This is a genomic window from Secundilactobacillus yichangensis (assembly GCF_016861565.1).
GTDB classification, from domain to species: Bacteria; Bacillota; Bacilli; order Lactobacillales; family Lactobacillaceae; genus Secundilactobacillus; species Secundilactobacillus yichangensis.
This window is the reverse complement of sequence record NZ_BOLK01000003.1, coordinates 158,291-175,308: the sequence shown is the minus strand read 5'-3', so window position 1 is coordinate 175,308 and position 17,018 is coordinate 158,291. Positions and strand designations below refer to the sequence as shown.

The following is a 17,018-nucleotide window of genomic DNA, read 5'->3' as shown; positions in this document are numbered from 1 at the left end:
ATGTGACATAACGTTGGGGGGATTTTAGCTGCTGAGATCTTTAAGCGGTTAAGAGCCTCAGTACCACCAACTTGAGCAGCGGTTGTGATTTATCCATCAAAATTCCATTGTATTTAAGCACCGAAACTAGTTTAATAGAGGCAAACAAATTCATTAATTGAGGCCGGACACATGAGAAGTAAAGCAATGACCATTTCACTGTTATCGATTTCGCTTGTCCTGACATCGCCAGGAGCGGTGGCGGGCACCATTCCTGCTATTCAAAATTCATTTCCAAATCAATCATTGCCCTCTATTGAAATGCTAATCACAGTGCCATCTTTTGCCATCATCTTTTCAGTACTCATGAGCAGTAAGTTAGCACAACTGATTGGTGCCAAACGGACTGTCGTATTGGGATTAAACATGGCATTGATCGGCGGAATCGCGCCAACATTCATCAATAACTATGCACTGTTTTTAGGTGCGCGGCTGTTGTTTGGTTTTGGTTTGGGAACCTTTAACTCACTGGCGGTCAGTTTAATTGGGACGTTTTTTGAAAGTCCTCAAAAAGAGAAGTTAATTGGTCTACAAAGTTCATGTCAGGGGCTAGGCTCAGCAATGCTCACATATTTGTGCGGGGTATTGTTGATGCTCAGCTGGCGCGCGAGTTTTCTCGTGTACCTCATTATGATTCCGATTATGATTTTATTTATTCGCTTTGTACCGGATCCAAGGCAAGCTCAAAGCAAGCCAACGAACAAGGTTTTTGATTGGCAAATCTTCAAAAATAAAAGATACCTATTTGGCCTAGCGTTAATGTTTATCCTGCTATCGGTCTATTGCATACCACAGATTAAGATTTCGCAGATTGTGATTGAGCGCGGGTATGGAAACGGGACAACCGCGAGCACGCTATTAAGTTTCATGCAAATCTCGAGTATGATTTTCGGTGGGCTATTCGGCTGGTTAAGGCATCGGCTGAAGGATAGCCTTTTCCCACTGTCAATTGTTGTGTTTATCCTAGGTTTTCTATGTATTTATGAGGCTCAAACGATGACGTTGTCCGCCGTAGGGGTTATTTTTATCGGTGCTGCATTCGCGCTATTTATACCGTTTCTGTATAATTTGGTGACTGAAGTGCTGCCATCAGATTTTGTCAATATTGGGCTTTCCATTCTTTTAGTGGCCGCTAATTTAGGCTCGTTTGCCACGCCGTATTTATTGTTTGGGGTTGGCAAGGTCTTTTCGCTAAGCGGCGCTAGCTATACATTTCTGTTTGGACTGATGATATTGGTCGCCATTTTAGTTGTTGTGTTGGTGAGCGCCCATCAGAAATCAAGAACAAGCGGTGACATAACTCAATAGAGTTTACCCACAAAAATACCATCCCAATAGACTGTATTGGGATGGCGTTTTTAGTTTCCGGAATGTTTCTTCATATAATCCTCCGGCGTCAAATAAACCCGTGAGTCACCGAACACTTCCTTAGCAATCTGCATGATCCGCGGCGTTAACAGGCCGGTTTTTGCCGACAACGCTGGGAGACCGAAGAAGGTTTCTGGTGTGCCTTCGAACTTCACTTGACCGTCCGACAGCACGTACATCTTGGAGAAGTTGGCTGCCAGCCAGTCCATATCGTGGGTAATGGCGATCACCTGATGCTTTTCTTTAGCCAGCTGTTTCATGATCCGGGTCACCAGCTGCCGGCTGGGCCAATCCAGTGAGATCATGGGCTCATCAAACAGGTAAATTTGCGGATTAATGGCTAACACCGTAGCGATGGCCAGCAGCTTCTTTTCTGGCAGCGACAGGTCGAAGGGATTTTTATCCTTTAAGTCGGTGAGGCCCACTGTTGCCAGTGCTTTATCAACAGTATCGGCAATCACGGATGCGTCCAATCCCGTTTGTAACAGGCTCCAAGCGACTTCCTTTTCCACGGTAGCGTTAAACAGCTGTGAACTAGGATCTTGAAACACGATGCCGATGGTCTTTAGCCGGTCCTCTGGCGATAAAATGGCTAAACCTTGGTGGTTAATGATAATTTCGCCAGCTTGCGGCCGCACTAACCCCGTAAGTAATTTGAATAGGGTAGATTTACCGGCACCGTTTTGCCCAGCGAAGGCGACCAGATTCTCGTTGATCGACAATTGGTCAATGCTCAGCTTAAAGTCACTGGTGGGATATTGATACTTGAGATGATTGATTTGAATGGTCGTCATCTGCACACCTCCTCAGCTGGTCAACAGTTACTGGAAACTGATTGTTATCGTCTGGCATTGTCCAATCCATTAGCCTTGCCAGCTGATAAACTTTCGGCGTGCCAATCTGCCAGTCGGAATTCAGCGAATTGATAACTTCAGCCGGCGTCCCTTGACTGACCAACTCACCGTTGTCTAAGACCCATAAACGGTCAGCAATTTCGCACAAATCATCAATTTCGTTGGATACGATGAAGATCGTGGCGTCCTTAATGGTCTTGAGCCACGTGAAGAAGGCCTCCCGTCCTTGCGGGTCCATTTCACTGGTAGGATCATCCAGCAACAGGATAGTTGGTCGGGTGACAATGGCGGTGGTAATCGCCAGCCGCTGCAGCTGGCCGCCTGACAACGAAACGGGGGACTGTCCCAATTGAGCGGTAAGCTGCAGCTGGGCGGCCACGTCGACTACCCGTTGCTGAATGGCGGCTTCATCTACGCCGTGGTTTAAGAGGTCAAAAGCAATTTCATCGGCCACGGTATCAGCCAAGCCGCTTAGCTGACTGCTAGGGTCCTGCAGCACAAAACCGGTCTGCTGATTAAAGTCAGACCAGTTTTGGGTGGGTGAAAGGGCACCGATTTGAACGTCGCCCTGCAGGTTACCGGCCATCATATTGGGAATGATTCCCGCCAAAATCCGGCACAGTGTCGTTTTACCAGCGTTGTAATTGCCAATGATACCGACGATGCTATTTAGCGGCGCGGAAGCCGTGATGTCGTGTAACACGGCGTCATGGTCATGCCGATAGGTGAAACTGAGATGTGTTAAAGAAACCTGCTGATTATTTGCCATAACTTCCACCCGATTAATAAGATAGTCGCGAAACTTAAACAATAGTGACTGAACTTTGCTTTAAAATAGCAGTATTTCGGCGTTGCCAGCGTTCGCTCCGGGCTGTTGAAGCCGCGTAGCTGCAACGTGATCGACCGGTTGATGGACTGATCAAAAGTTTTGATGATTAGTGGAATCAGAATCGGTAAAATGGACCGGATCTTTTGCGTCACCGTTTTCTGCGGGTTAATTCCCCGCGCTCGCTCGGCAAACTGGATCTTTTTCATGTTCTGCTGAATCTGAGGAAGGATGTAGCAAACCGACATGAGTAAGTAGACCTGTTTATAGGGCATACCGATGGATTCCAGGTACTTGGCGTTTTCGGAAATGGTAGTTGTGTTCATAAAGAAACCGATGGCAAAGATGATGATCAGGATCCGCGCGCTCATAGTCAGGGCGTACAGGAGACCTTCAAGGTAGAAGGTGATGCCCATGACCGAGAATAGCGGATGGACGTTTTTACTGTAGAACAAGCCTTGAATTAAAATCATGGTGACAATCAAAAACAGGCAGAATGACACCGCGTTAATGGTGGCCGAAGTCAGCCGCGATAGGAGTAACAGCACCAGTGAGCATAGGACCAGACCAGCTTCAAAATAGAGGTTGGTGAAATCGAACGACAGCATGGTCAAAAACAGGGCCAACAGTAGTTTGGTCACCGGATCGACAAAGTTATACCAGTGCAAGCGCGCTATCTTTTGGATGCTATTATTCCGAATTTCCATTATTGATTGTCCTTAAAGTAGTTGATCATGCGTTGCGGCAGCTGCTTGTAAATGAAGAAGGCGATGTAAGCCACAACGACTTTGTCCATGATATCCAAAATGAATTCGTCGGTGAATGAGGCGATCCAGATGTTGATGTGATTACCGATCATGCCGGCAAAAATGGCGTCGCCCCACGGGATACCGGTTTGACCGCCCCAGAAGATGACGTTCAGCGGTGTTGAAATAATGGCAGAAGTCAGTGCAATCAAAATAGCTGAAACAAAGACTCGCTTGGCACTACTGAACCAGCCGCGGTTGAATAGGACCCCAACAACGATCCCAATGGCGATACTCGTGATTGAATAAACGGTGGATACTGGTGACAAGGTCAGCCCGTAAATAATATTGTTGATAAAACCGCTGATGGCTCCGGCGGTGGGGCCGGCAAGCATGCTGGCCAGATAAGTCCCCAGTGAACCTAACCATAACGGCAGCTTCAAGCCTTCAGCGAACGCCTTGGCCACGTAGTTAATCCCAACAGCAGCGGGTATCAGCGTCACGGTTGCGACCGAAAGGTGAATCTTCCACATGTTGAAACGATTCCCTTTATTGTGCTCAATCCCATTTTCCTTCATAGTCTCTCTCCTCTGTGAAATATTAGATGATAAAGCCTCTAAAATAAAAGTAAAAACGACCTAAAATGGATTAAAATAAAAGCCTTTTGTACTTTTATTTTATTGTTGACCAATTTAAGCTATTTCCAGGCGAATGTCAAGAATTTTAGGTTGCGTTAGTCAACTATTTTGCACTTTGACGGACGTTCCTTGCACGTGATTAACCCTGTGTGCCGTTGAGTTATGAGTAATCACCAAAAAAACTTACTGTATTTTAAACTTTATGTTCAAACGACGCTGTGTAACGGTATAATTAAATTAATTACGCAGATATCAGGAGGGGACAACTTTGACTTTACAAACTTTTCCGGGAGATCTGGCTCAGAGTTTCTCGATTATTCACCGGGCCTTTCAACGGGATACGCAACCGATCTACAAGACGCTGAATCTGAACGTCACCAACGCCTACATATTACTCTTGCTGGAACAGCAAGGGGAGCACAGCCAAAACGAGTTAGCTAAGCGACTGGTCATCAACAAGGGGCAAATTACCCGGGAGATCAAGCGGCTATCCGAATTGGGTTACGTGTCACAGACGCAGTCGGTAGATAACCGAACGACCAACGTGATCAAAATAACGGAGGAGGGCAAAAAAGTCGTCCCAAAAATTGTCGATATCCGGAATCAATGGTGGCAGGAGCGCTTCGACCGCAGTCATCTGGATGCGGAGGCACCGTTTGCTGAAACGCTGCAGACCGTGATGAAGGAATTGATTGAGAGAAGTAAGTAGCAGAGTGTGTAAGAAGGCGCCTATGCCCCAGAGTATAAGACAAACAAACAGGAACTCGGTTGTTCTGTGACCGAGTTCCTGTTTGTTTGTCTTATACGGCCGGGGCATGCCTTCTGAAACACGTTTCAGCTATGATGCCGAAGACTGCTCCTTCGCCAACCTCGCATACTTAACTTTCTCCAACTGCTGCGCCCAAATGTTGATCCCGCCAGCAATCAGCATCAACACCAGCGAAACGATCATAATGTTATGCAGCCCGTTGTGCAGGATTACCCGCATTTGCGGAATCAAGCGAGCGGGCAGTGAGCCAACGCTTTGAGCGTCACTTAATTTGTTCATCATTTTCATGGTAATCTGACCGCCGGAAGCAGCCACGCCACGACGCAGAGAGTTGTTCATGATCAAACCGAAAATGGAAGCCATAAAGGTTTGACTGAGCATTCGCACCAGGAAGCTAAAGGATGTCGCTACTGGGACATCCTGGGCGTCGGCGTCTTCTTGCACCTTGACCTGCAGTTCGTTGAAGCAGGCACCGTTACCGAAGCCTTCAAAGGCTCCGGCGACGAGCAGCAGCCAGTACGGCGCTTTAACGCCCATGACCACCATCAGTAGGAAGGCAATGACCAGGGTCAAGATTCCCAGCGCAATCACCTTTTGCGGTCTGAGAAAGCGCCGCATGGTGGAAACCTGAGTTGAACCGATAATATCGGTCACGGAACTGGGAATCTGAGTAGCACCACCAATCAAAGCGCTGGTGCCTAACAGGGCTTGGGCCCACATAGGACTGTAAATCAAAAAGCCCAGAAAAGCCGCCCAGATGATCATGAATAACGCGAAATCAATCATTAACGGCCGGTTCTTAAATAACCGTCGGGGAATGATAGGATCTTCAACGTGACCTTCAATGTGGTAGAGCACGCCGAGACAGATGGCCGCAAAGATCACTAGCACAATCACAATAATTGAGTTGACGCTGCCAATCATTTCGATGCCGGCTAATAACGCAATCAGACCCACCGTCATGAGGCTGGCCCCCACGTAATCCACTGCGCTGTCCACCCGGTACTTCGGGTCAGACTTGTAGTAGATCTGGACCAGAATCGCTGACGCTAAGCCAACCGGGACGTTCACGAAGAAGACCCAGTGCCAGCTGAAGGCGTCGACGATGTAGCCGCCGACTAGCGGGCCGATGATGGTAGCGATACTGTAGCTAGCGGATACCAGGCCCAGCACCTTCATTCGCGTGCGGGGGTTCTCGTATAGGTGAGCGTAAATGATATACGGTAGTGAAACCACACCGCCGTTTCCGATACCGGCAATCGTTCTGGAGACGATCAGAAAGACGATGTTGGGTGACAGCCCCTCTAGTAATGACCCGACCACGAAGAACATGGCGGCCAGTTGGTAAGCCTGTTTGTTGCCAATGTGTTCGCCTAGCTTGCTCCAAAGCGGGGTGCTGACAGCCGTTCCTAACAGGAAGACGGCGACGATCCAGCCCATGAGCTCAATCCCATGAAGGTCCGAAATAATGGCGGGTAACGCGGTGTTAATAATGGTGTTATCAAGACCACTCATGGCGTTGGACAGCAGCAGGGCGCAGGTGACGATTAAAATGTTCCGTTTTGACACGAAAGAGCCTTCTTTCAATCACAAATTTTTTTAGCGGTACAGATATCTATAAGTTGTTTTCCCTCATATTATAACAACCTTTTTATCTTACAACGAAACCACTGCTGATGGAAAGAAGCAATTTGGATGTAACCGCTATATTGGTGAAATTACCAGTATAAGACTGCAGAAGCCTGAATCACGGGGATTGCATTGGCGAAAGCTCAACTGTAAGCTAAGGGTAGTAAACGGATTTTTTGGAGGAAATTAACATGAAATTATTCCGATTAGCATTAGTCAGTTTAGCAGGGGTGTCACTGCTGGGCCTCGCCGGCTGCAGGCAGCAAACGGATGCTTCTAAAGCCAGCAAAGTAGCCTTTGTCAGCTCGGCGCAAAACCGCAAACAGCAAGCTTGGTACCAGTTGAACACGCCGACACCCACTAAAAATAGTCAGGTTCGCGATATTCTGGTTCAGAAGAAGGGCAAGGTCACGGACTACCAGGTCACCGGTATGTCCCTGAAACAGCTGAATCATAAGAGCATCGGTCAGGCTATCAACTTGGCTGAAATTAACGAAGAAAAAGTCTTTAATCATGAAATTAACAGCAAGCGGAACAACTACCGCGGTCAGCACAAGACGGATAAATCCAACCAGAAGAATTCGGATCAGTACACCTATAAGAAGGGGATCGCGCAGGCCAACTCGCAGGCGAAACACGATCAGAAATTGTACAACCAGTTCACTAAATCCACGGAGAACCTGCGCTTCATCGCAACGCAAGCCTATCCAGTTACGGCCACGGTGGGGAAGAACAAGAGCGGCAAGCAGGTTACCAGCGAGACCATCCACCTCACGTTCCAGCAGTGGCAGTACGGCACAGCTAATAACGGTACCGTGAAACAGGTTTTACGGCACAAGAACATCAAACTTAACAAACAAAGCCTCATGGCCAAACCAGTGAAGGTTAGTGGCACAAAATACATTGGTTTCTATAGTAACCAAGGCGCACTGGTTACCAAGACCACGAACGCCAAAGCGGAAGCGAACTTTGATACGCCGGATGTGCATGGGGTGAAATAGGTTATATTGATAAACATGCCACTGAGTTTCTTAACTACGATTTATTAATTGATCTAACCATTGCGCGATACTCTAATCTAGCCTAATCGGGTTCCACAACTCAGATTCCGGCTATTTAAGCCAAAACAACCCCGTTCCGACAAAGAGCATCGGTGACGGGGTTGTTTCGTCTTAAATTCTGGAATCTACCGAGTTGTTCCACCCACTATGTTCTACGCATCCCCAAAATTCTCAGCTTCCGTAAAAGCCTTAGCGGTTCGCACCATGTTGGAAACAAAGCCGTATTCGTTATCAAACCAAGTCGCGGTCTTCACCACTTGGTACTTGCCGTTAGAAGTGACTTCCGTCAGTGTTGGGTCGAAGACGCCTCCGTGGGTATCGCCGATGATGTCGGAGGAGACGATGCTGTCTTCGTTCCAGCCAAAGGATGGGTTGTCATCGGTGTACGGTTTGATGGCGTTATTTACCTGATCTGCCGTGACGTTTTCAGTTGCCAATACGGAAACCAGTTCGCATACGGAGCCATCGATTACCGCTACCCGTTGGGCGTGGCCCTGCAGGTGGCCGTCAATTTCTGGAATCACTAGGCCAATTGCCTTCGCGGCACCGGTGGAATGAGGAATCGTGTTGGCGGATGCGGTCCGGTTCGGGCGCAGCTTGCTGCCCTTAGGCCCATCTAAAATCATCTGCGAACTGGTGAAGGCGTGGATCACGGTCATGGTGCCCACTTCCAGGCCGAACTCCTTTTCCAGCGCGTAAGCCATTGGGGCTAAGGCGTTAGTGGTGCAGGAGCCAGCGGAGATGATGGTATCGTCAGCGGTGAGAGTCTGTTCGTTCACGTTGTAGACGATGGTCTTAATCGGACCAGCAGGCGCGGAGATCAAGACTTTCTTCACGCCAGCGTCCAAGTGGGCCTGCGATTTTTCTTTCGAAGTGTAGAAACCGGTACATTCCAGTACCATTTCCACGCCGTTGTTGTCTACCCAAGGGATATTCTTCGCGTCACGTTCCGCATACACGCGGTAGGTGTGACCGTCAATAATCAGAGAGTCGTCAGTAGCTGATATGTCATAGGGCACCGTGCCATGCGTGGTGTCATACTTAAACAGGTATGCCAGCATGGAAGGCGTCGTTAAATCGTTGATTGCGGTGACTTCAATATCCGGGTCGTTTAACTCCAGTACCCGGCGTAATACCAAACGGCCGATCCGACCGAACCCATTAATACCTACTTTAACCATGATCTATTCCTCCTTAGTCAGTCGCCTGGTGGCAACTTTGATGTTTATTATACGGAGATAATTGACCATGACAATTAACTTGACTTCAGGTATAGACCGGGGCAATCGTTGTGGCTATAATAGGATTGTGTGGGGTAAAATAACTTAGTTATTAAAGGGTCATTCATTGACTTGAACCGCGGACATGATACACTATCTGCAGTAGTTACAACTGTAAACGGAGGGATTCAAATGAGCGAATCGGTACAAGACTCAATACAAGAGATCACGCCAGCAGAATGGGAGTTAATGCGCATCGTCTGGACGAAAGGGGAGCTGTATTCCCGCGAACTGATCGACCTGCTGCAGGCCAAGCGGTCGTGGTCGGACTCCACCATCAAGACGCTGCTGCGCCGGCTGGTGAAAAAGGGTCTACTGGAGACTAATAAACAGGATCGCCGGTTCCTCTATACGGCGACCATCAGCGAGTCCGAAGCCATGAACGGCTCAGCCGAGCAGCTCTTCGATCACCTGTGTGCCATGAAGAAGGGCGCCACGCTGCTGAACCTGGTGGAACACGTGACCCTGACGCAGGATGATATTCAAGCGCTGCAACAAGCATTAGAACAGAAAGCCAAAACCGCGCCGGAAGAAGTTGCCTGCGACTGTCTGCCAAACGGTGAACAATGCGAAGACTAAAAAAAGCCCACAGGGGCTTTTTTTAGTCTTCGCATTATTAAATTAACGGCAGGTATTTTACTGAGTACTACTATTTTCGATAGTAGAATGAATTGATATATTTGTTTGCATAGGCGTGCAAGGAAGCTGTATAAGTAAAGTCTTTGTAATAAATCTTGTGTTTATTGTAGACCTTCACTTCACTGCTCCAAGGCGCACCGCCAGCCGGTTCGTTGCCGTACTGCCGACCATAGATTTTGTACGTATGGTGTCCAGCATACCGGTATCTTAGCTTAGAGGCACTAAACGGATCTACGCCAGCAGCCCATTCTTCAGATACGGATGTTTTATGAAAATGAATCTCGGAAGCTTCGTAGTCATCACGAACCTTGATGTAATGAGACTTGGCTTTCCACTTAGTGTTTCTTAAAACATGGGGTAAGCCCTTGTGGGTACTGGAGGCATTAGCAGTATAACCAATTGATGATAGCCCGCCAAATAAGCCCAAACTTAAAGACAATGTGACCAAAATAGATTTTTTCATAATCGTCGCCCTCCCAATGAGTAATCATACACTGATTAGCAGAGCGAAAAAATAGCAGGTTTGAAAAATTGAGACTGGTTTATTTAAGATTGATCACTTTCGCCGTATACATCCTCCCAGTATCCAGACTGACATAGGTCAGTTCACTGGAACTGCCGCCCATCCAGGTACGGAACACCACGAACCGACCGTTGTGAGTGACTTGGCTGGACTTCGTGGGGTGCTTGTAGTCCCAGACACCGCTGCGGGCAGTGGTGGTGTACAGCCAGACCCGGTTCACGTAGATCAGCTGGTGATTGATCCGCTTGGTTTCAGCACGCAGATGGTAGCGCTGGCGAATCTGGTCAATGGTGTACTTAGACGGATACTGCTGATGATCAATGGTCACGGTGTGCTTTAAACTCTTTGACCGGGTTTTTACCGGTCCCAGTAAACTGGCAATAACATATTGAATTGTCTCTGAAAAAGAATCCCCGAATAATTTCCGACGCATCTGTACCACTCCTTTAGACTCAGTTCCATTATAAATCAACCACCGCGCCATGACGTAGGATTAAACTTTGATGACAATTGCATCTAACGCAGGTGAGTCCTGAATCTTGACGATGTGATTTTGTTATAATGTTCGACAAACGAAATGTTCTAGAATGGAGAAGTCATGGCAAATCAGACGGTAGATTACGAAGATGATTTTCAACGGGAATGGGGCAGCTGTGTCGGCTTTTTGGTCAAACAGCAGCTGGCCGATTTCTTTGATCTGGACACGTCACGGATCGCCGTCCACGGGTTCTTCCAGTTAATGGCCCAGCAGGTTAAAGTGCCTTTTGAAGAGTGGAACGCCGGTAGTATTCATCGTGGGCTGTACCGTTTTTTGAGCAGTGCCTATGATGAGGAAATGCCGGTGCTGCAGACCTCTAAAATTTACGAGTCCATCACTACTTTTCTGATGTACGAAGCCCAGACTAAACGCGTGGACATGGACTTTGATCAGCTATCCGCGCTGATGCTGCCGGTGAAGACGGCGTATTTGCTGCCCTATGGCGCCGAGGAGTCGCTGCCGGAATGGCAGCAGGCTACCAGTAACTCTGTGCGCAATTACGTTGACCGCTGGTTCGAAGAATTCGTGGGGTCACCGGAGTGCCAGCCACTGCTAGAACAAGCCGACGCCAGCGAGCTGCAACTGTACGTGATGATCTTCGCGGATGCGCTGTATAACCGCCAGCGGAAAACCATCAAGAATACCGGTATGAACGATGTGGCTGGCTTGCTGCAGAACCTTTTTCCCGGTCTGCTATTTAAGAAACAGGACTATTATCTAATCAAGCCAACGTTGACCGCCTTCTTTAACTTCACCAAGCGGAAGGGCTATATGCGTCCCGAGCACGTGAACCGGATTATTCACGGCATGGAAAAGGGCACGGCGCGCATGCTCCATGAACTGGAGATCCACGACTGGTACGAATTCCCGAAGTTGCGGTACGCTGCTCTGGAACGCCAATATCAAAATGGCGGCGATACTAAGTGGGTGCGAGAGATTTTTACGCAATTAGATGTAGAAAAGCACTAATTAATAGAAGAAACCCATAGAATCACCGTTTTAAGCATTCATTTTGGTGAATATTTAGTGAAATTAACCCTATTTTAGCTTACATAGTGTAGAATGAGATTTAGCTGTAATAAGCATCATACTGTTAATAGAGGAGATTTCTAATCATGAAAGTACGTAAAGCCGTGATTCCGGCGGCTGGTTTGGGAACTCGCTTCCTGCCAGCAACTAAAGCGCTCGCAAAGGAAATGCTGCCAATCGTCGATAAGCCAACGATTCAATTTATCGTTGAAGAAGCTAAGGCAAGCGGCATCGAAGATATCCTGATTATTGAAGGCAAACAAAAACGGTCCATTGAAGACCACTTCGATTCTGCTCCTGAACTGGAACAGAATTTGAAGGAAAAGGGCAAGACTAAGTTATTAGATCTCGTCCAAGAAACCACCGCTGCGGCTGGAATGAATCTTTACTACATTCGTCAGCCGTATCCTAATGGTTTAGGCGACGCTATTCGTTACGCCAAGTCATTTATCGCGGATGAACCATTCGTGGTTATGCTGGGTGATGATCTGATGCACGATAAAGTACCTTTGACCAAGCAGCTGATCAATGAATACGAGAAGACTCATTCATCAATCTTAGCCGTCAAGAAGGTGCCACATGATGAAGTATCCGCATATGGTGTTATCGATCCTCAAAACGAAGTTGACGATGGTCTGTACAACGTTAACCGCTTTGTTGAGAAGCCTGCTGTCGATGATGCGCCAAGTGATCTTGCCATTATCGGCCGTTACCTGCTGACACCTGAAATTTTTGATATTCTTGCTAACCAAAAGCCTGGTAAGGGTGGCGAAGTTCAATTGACGGATGCCATTGATACTTTGAACCAAACCCAGCGCGTCTTTGCCCATGAATTTAAGGGCGAACGTTACGATGTTGGTAATAAGTTTGGCTACGTGAAGACCAACGTTGAATATGGTTTGAAACATCCAGAAATTAAGGATGAATTAAAACAGTATATTCTTGATACAGCTGATCGGCTCCGTAAGGAAGATCAACCCAAAAGTAAAAAATAATTAGTAAAGATCAGTCCACTAGTGAGCTGATCTTTTTATTTAACTGCTCTGATTTGTTTTTCACTGATGTTACAATTATGGTATTATCTATAAAACGCTTACGAGCAGGTGAAAGCATTATGTATATCGGAATTGATCTAGGAGGTACTAACATCAAGATTGGTCTCCTAAATGATGATTTAACCGTTCAATTCAAAATGAAGGTACCAACTGAATCAGAGACTAACAGTGACCGGGTTATGGCGAATATCATTGCTGGGGTGAAACAGTTACTGATTAAGACGCAAACGGGAACTGATCAAATCAAAGCCATAGGGATCGGTGTACCCGGTCAAATGGATATCAAAGCGGGACTGTCCATCTTTTCGCCGAACTTTTCCAACTGGGACAATGTGCCAGTGGTGAAAATAATTGAAGATGAATTCCACATTCCAACTTATATGGATAATGACGTTCGCGTTAATCTTTATGGCGAGTGGAAACTGGGCGCCGGAAAAGGCAAGCAAGATGTGTTAATGGTAACGCTGGGTACTGGGCTTGGTGCCGCACTGATCACTAATGGTCAGATGATGTATGGCAAGTCGAATAGCGCTGCTGAGCTAGGACACTTAAATATGTACCGTCACGGTCGTCCGTGTGCCTGTGGTAGTTCTGGCTGTCTAGGACGCTATGTGTCCGCTAGAGGGATGATTAAGACTGTTCAGGAGCATTTAGCCGCTGGGGAGACCAGTATCATTACTGAGTGGACTCATAACGATGAAACAAAGATTACTGCGCAAATGGTTTCGGATGCTTATGATCAGGATGATCAGTTAGCTAAGAAAGTCATGCAGGAGACGGGTGAAATCTTAGGCTATGGTTTGTCCTCAGCCATTAATATGTTCAATCCGGAACGGATTATTATTGGCGGCGGTGTTGCTGCCGCTGGTAATCGGTTACTAAAGCCAACTAAAGAAGTGATTGCCGGACATGCGCTGAAAGTTGCTCAAGAAGTGTGTGACATTGTCCCCGCACAACTGGGTCCTTGGGCTGGAATGATTGGTGCAGGTGTTTATGCAAATCAGCAGGTAACCTATTCAAACTAGTGTTAGATTTATAGTTCAGTAAATCGAGTATCCGTAGTTATGCAGAACTATAACTAATGTCTTTTACAGCCTTGACGTAAGGCTAATAAAGTGGAAAAATGTACAAGGCATGTTTTGGTATAATATTCATTTTAAGAAATCCATCAGTAGGGATGGAATTGGGAGAGCTTGAAACATGAGTGAAGATAATAAAGAATTACATCAAGTAACGAATCATCGGCACCATCATCACCACCGTCACCATCGAATTCGTAAATTTATTCTTTGGTTAATTGCCATTATCGTGGTTGCTGCAGGTGGTTATGTGGCTTATGCATGGCACAAGCTTTCTGAGACATCTAAGGTTGTTTATCAGCCATCAGGTGCACCAAGACTGCGTGATGCTTCTCAAGTACTTTCGAAGAAGAAGCCGGTGTCTATCCTTTTACTTGGAACTGATACAGGTGCCTTAGGTCGTTCCTTTAAAGGTCGGACTGATACTATTATGGTTATGACAATTAACCCCAAGACTAATAAGTCCACTATTGTAAGCCTGCCTCGTGATATGAAGGTTAATTTGCCTGGTTATGCCAAATATTCACCGGCTAAGATCAATGCTGCCTATACTTATGGTGGAACTAAGGAAACAATTACGACGGTTCAGAAGTATTTGAAAGTTCCCATTGATTACTATCTTTTGGTAAATATGGGAGGGTTGGAAAAAGCTATTGATAAAGTTGGTGGCGTTGAGGTTGTTTCACCACTGTCATTTAGCTACGAAGGAGCAACCTTTACTAAGGGTCAAAAGTATCATTTGAACGGTAGTAAGGCATTGAAATTCTCACGAATGCGCTACGATGATCCACGCGGTGACTATGGCCGTCAGGAACGTCAACGTTTAATTATTTCGGCTTTGTTAAAGAAGTCTATCTCTTACAAGACAGTTTTGAATAATGACTTCCTAATCGCCATTTCTGATGAGATGCAAACTAACTTAACTCGTAGCGACATGTTAGGTTTAGCATTAAATTATCGAACCGCTGGGAAGAGTATGACCTCCGATCATGCACAAGGTAAAACGGAAATGTTAGGTGGCCAATCATTTGAGGTTGTTTCATCGACAGAACGTGCACGTGTATCTAATGAATTACGTAGTAACCTAGGTTTGAGCGATACGAATCAATGAAGTATGGGCAACCATCAAGTTGATGGTTGCTTTTATTGTCGTTCAGGAGATTGATTAATTTACTGTATTATTAAAATAATAGATTTTTGATGAGATTGTAAGTAGAAATGTATTTGATTGAGTGTTTCATGGAATATGTATATCAATTAGGTTAAATTTATTAAGAAAAGCTTGTGTTTCTGGCTTTTTTGTTACAAAATATTTATTGATATTGTCATAATAAGACCCATTTCGGAGGGAAAGTATGGAAAGCAACTTAGATTTTCAAAAAATGCTTGGAATGTTACGCAAGCATTTAGTATTTATTATTGTCGCTACAATTGGGTTTGGACTTATTGCTTTTGGCGTTTCAGAATTTGCAATGACACCCAAATATACTTCGACAACACAATTGCTGGTTAATCAAAAGGACAATAACAATCCTGCACTTGCGGCTCAAAATCAACAGGCGGATGTTCAAATGGTTAGTACTTATAAGGATATTGTTACCAATCAAGTCATTCTTCAACAGGTTCAAAAAAATCTTGCACATCCCGAAAAGCTAATTCGTAAGGCTCGTAAGGCTGTTTATCGGACTAATGCTGTTACTGGTAGAAAGACGTTAGTACGAGCTGCAAAGCCGGCTGTGTATAAATCAACAGGGAATGCTTATAAAGTTGGTGTAGGGGAGTTGCAGGAAGCTATTTCTATAAAAAGTCAGCAAAACTCTCAAGTTTTTGCAATTAATGTTGAAACAAATGATCCTAATAAATCAGCGGCTGTTGCCAATGAAGTTGCAAAGGTTTTTAAGTCTAAGATTAAGTCAATGATGCGCATTAATAATGTGACAACTGTTTCAAAAGCATCACCAAATTATGGTAAAACATCGCCCAACACGAAAACCATCGTCATGATGGGGTTAATTGTGGGACTATTAATTGGTATTAGTTATGCCTTTATTAAAGAGTTAACTGATACCACAGTTAAAGAGGATGACTTTCTTCAAGATGAATTAGGTTTAACTAATTTAGGCCATGTCTCAACAATTAAACTTAAAAGTAAAGAACGAGTAGTTAGTTCCAATAATAATCATTCGGAGAGCCGCACTAAGCGCGTTCGTGTATAGGAGGAGCCAGAGATGTCTTTATTTAATCATAGGAAGAAACCCTCTACAGATACAATTGAGAATGGAGTTAAACTGGTTACAGCTGTAGAACCTAAAAATGTGGTTTCTGAACAATTTCGAACAGTTCGAACGAATATTGAGTTTTCTAGTATTGATAAAGAAATAAAAACTTTGTTGTTTACTTCTTCAGATGTTAGTGAAGGTAAATCTACAGTATCAGCAAATACTGCGGTAACGTGGGCACAACAAGGAAAGAAAGTATTATTTGTAGATGCTGACTTACGCCGACCAACGTTGCATACTACGTTTGGATTAACTAATACTCAGGGATTATCTACTATATTAGCTAGTAATGAGGACTACCATTCAATTCAGACTGCAAGTGCTATTGAAAATCTGACAGTTATAACGAGTGGACCTATTCCACCTAATCCAGCAGAATTATTAAATTCCAATCGTATGAAGAACTTTTTATTGTCAGTAGAGAACGAATACGATTTAATAGTTTTGGATGTTCCGCCTTTGTTATCTGTAACAGATACTCAGGTCTTGGCTGCCAATGTGGATGGTGTTGTGCTTGTAGTACGGCAAGGTGTGGCACAGCGAGTTGCTGTTAAACGTTCAAAAGAATTGTTAAATATGGTACATGCCAACCTTTTAGGGTATGTATTGAACGATGTAGCGCCTAAAAATGGATACGGATATGGGTATGGGTATGAGAAGTAGGTT

At 45.5% G+C, this 17,018-nt stretch carries 18 protein-coding genes; 10 read left to right on the top strand and 8 right to left on the bottom strand.

Annotated elements, in window-relative coordinates:
- The first annotated feature begins 171 nt into the window (after positions 1-171).
- Complete coding sequence (locus tag JUE95_RS03990) at positions 172-1,347, top strand: MFS transporter (RefSeq protein ID WP_203649364.1); 1,176 nt, start codon at positions 172-174, stop codon at positions 1,345-1,347.
- A gap of 50 nt (positions 1,348-1,397) precedes the next feature.
- Here the strand turns inward: JUE95_RS03990 and JUE95_RS03985 are convergent, their stop codons facing one another.
- From JUE95_RS03985 to JUE95_RS03970, 4 genes are read right to left on the bottom strand one after another with little or no spacing between them, the layout of a single operon-like run.
- Complete coding sequence (locus tag JUE95_RS03985) at positions 1,398-2,201, bottom strand: energy-coupling factor ABC transporter ATP-binding protein (protein ID WP_203649362.1); 804 nt, start codon at positions 2,199-2,201, stop codon at positions 1,398-1,400.
- Positions 2,152-3,030: an ABC transporter ATP-binding protein gene (locus tag JUE95_RS03980; protein ID WP_203649360.1), complete on the bottom strand. Its 879-nt coding sequence runs from the start codon at positions 3,028-3,030 to the stop codon at positions 2,152-2,154. The genes JUE95_RS03985 and JUE95_RS03980 overlap by 50 nt, the downstream gene beginning before the upstream one ends.
- Positions 3,003-3,794, bottom strand: a complete 792-nt coding sequence (locus tag JUE95_RS03975; RefSeq protein ID WP_203649358.1) for an energy-coupling factor transporter transmembrane component T family protein — start codon at positions 3,792-3,794, stop codon at positions 3,003-3,005. The genes JUE95_RS03980 and JUE95_RS03975 overlap by 28 nt, the downstream gene beginning before the upstream one ends.
- On the bottom strand, positions 3,794-4,411 hold the full coding sequence (locus JUE95_RS03970; RefSeq protein WP_203649356.1) for an ECF transporter S component: 618 nt from the start codon (positions 4,409-4,411) through the stop codon (positions 3,794-3,796). Before JUE95_RS03970 ends, JUE95_RS03975 begins: the two co-directional genes overlap by 1 nt.
- A 328-nt stretch (positions 4,412-4,739) precedes the next feature.
- On the opposite strand from JUE95_RS03970, the gene JUE95_RS03965 reads away from it, so the two are divergent.
- On the top strand, positions 4,740-5,180 hold the full coding sequence (locus JUE95_RS03965; RefSeq protein WP_203649354.1) for a MarR family winged helix-turn-helix transcriptional regulator: 441 nt from the start codon (positions 4,740-4,742) through the stop codon (positions 5,178-5,180).
- A 129-nt stretch (positions 5,181-5,309) separates the two neighbouring features.
- On the opposite strand, the gene JUE95_RS03960 is transcribed toward JUE95_RS03965, so the two are convergent.
- Positions 5,310-6,809 (bottom strand): MFS transporter, encoded by a 1,500-nt coding sequence (locus tag JUE95_RS03960; protein ID WP_203649352.1) that lies wholly within the window; start codon positions 6,807-6,809, stop codon positions 5,310-5,312.
- A gap of 251 nt (positions 6,810-7,060) precedes the next feature.
- Here JUE95_RS03960 and JUE95_RS03955 point away from each other — a divergent pair, with 251 nt between their 5' ends.
- On the top strand, positions 7,061-7,870 hold the full coding sequence (locus JUE95_RS03955; protein ID WP_203649350.1) for a hypothetical protein: 810 nt from the start codon (positions 7,061-7,063) through the stop codon (positions 7,868-7,870).
- A 212-nt stretch (positions 7,871-8,082) separates the two neighbouring features.
- On the opposite strand, the gene gap is transcribed toward JUE95_RS03955, so the two are convergent.
- Complete coding sequence (gene gap / locus JUE95_RS03950; protein ID WP_203649484.1) at positions 8,083-9,114, bottom strand: type I glyceraldehyde-3-phosphate dehydrogenase; 1,032 nt, start codon at positions 9,112-9,114, stop codon at positions 8,083-8,085.
- Positions 9,115-9,342: 228 nt separating this feature from the next.
- Here gap and JUE95_RS03945 point away from each other — a divergent pair, with 228 nt between their 5' ends.
- Positions 9,343-9,789 (top strand): CopY/TcrY family copper transport repressor, encoded by a 447-nt coding sequence (locus JUE95_RS03945; RefSeq protein ID WP_203649348.1) that lies wholly within the window; start codon positions 9,343-9,345, stop codon positions 9,787-9,789.
- Positions 9,790-9,859: 70 nt separating this feature from the next.
- On the opposite strand, the gene JUE95_RS03940 is transcribed toward JUE95_RS03945, so the two are convergent.
- Both JUE95_RS03940 and JUE95_RS03935 read right to left on the bottom strand, forming a co-directional pair.
- Positions 9,860-10,312, bottom strand: coding sequence for a hypothetical protein (locus JUE95_RS03940; RefSeq protein ID WP_203649346.1), 453 nt, complete (start codon positions 10,310-10,312; stop codon positions 9,860-9,862).
- Between the two features lie 79 nt (positions 10,313-10,391).
- A complete protein-coding gene (locus JUE95_RS03935; RefSeq protein WP_203649345.1) occupies positions 10,392-10,805 on the bottom strand; it encodes a hypothetical protein in 414 nt (137 codons plus the stop codon).
- Between the two features lie 165 nt (positions 10,806-10,970).
- On the opposite strand from JUE95_RS03935, the gene JUE95_RS03930 reads away from it, so the two are divergent.
- The 6 genes from JUE95_RS03930 to JUE95_RS03905 all read left to right on the top strand — a co-directional run bounded on the left by JUE95_RS03930 (position 10,971) and on the right by JUE95_RS03905 (position 17,015).
- Positions 10,971-11,879, top strand: a complete 909-nt coding sequence (locus JUE95_RS03930; protein ID WP_203649343.1) for a hypothetical protein — start codon at positions 10,971-10,973, stop codon at positions 11,877-11,879.
- 146 nt (positions 11,880-12,025) lie between these two features.
- Positions 12,026-12,934, top strand: a complete 909-nt coding sequence (gene galU / locus JUE95_RS03925; protein ID WP_203649342.1) for a UTP--glucose-1-phosphate uridylyltransferase GalU — start codon at positions 12,026-12,028, stop codon at positions 12,932-12,934.
- Positions 12,935-13,053: 119 nt separating this feature from the next.
- A complete protein-coding gene (locus tag JUE95_RS03920) occupies positions 13,054-14,019 on the top strand; it encodes an ROK family protein (RefSeq protein WP_203649340.1) in 966 nt (321 codons plus the stop codon).
- Positions 14,020-14,194: 175 nt separating this feature from the next.
- Positions 14,195-15,184 carry an LCP family glycopolymer transferase gene (locus tag JUE95_RS03915; RefSeq protein ID WP_203649338.1) on the top strand — a complete coding sequence of 330 codons (990 nt, stop codon included), beginning with the start codon at positions 14,195-14,197 and terminating at the stop codon, positions 15,182-15,184.
- 244 nt (positions 15,185-15,428) lie between these two features.
- Entirely contained in the window at positions 15,429-16,289 is an 861-nt protein-coding gene (locus JUE95_RS03910; RefSeq protein WP_203649336.1) for a YveK family protein, read from the top strand.
- A 12-nt stretch (positions 16,290-16,301) separates the two neighbouring features.
- Positions 16,302-17,015: a CpsD/CapB family tyrosine-protein kinase gene (locus JUE95_RS03905; RefSeq protein ID WP_203649334.1), complete on the top strand. Its 714-nt coding sequence runs from the start codon at positions 16,302-16,304 to the stop codon at positions 17,013-17,015.
- The last annotated feature ends 3 nt before the right edge of the window (positions 17,016-17,018 follow it).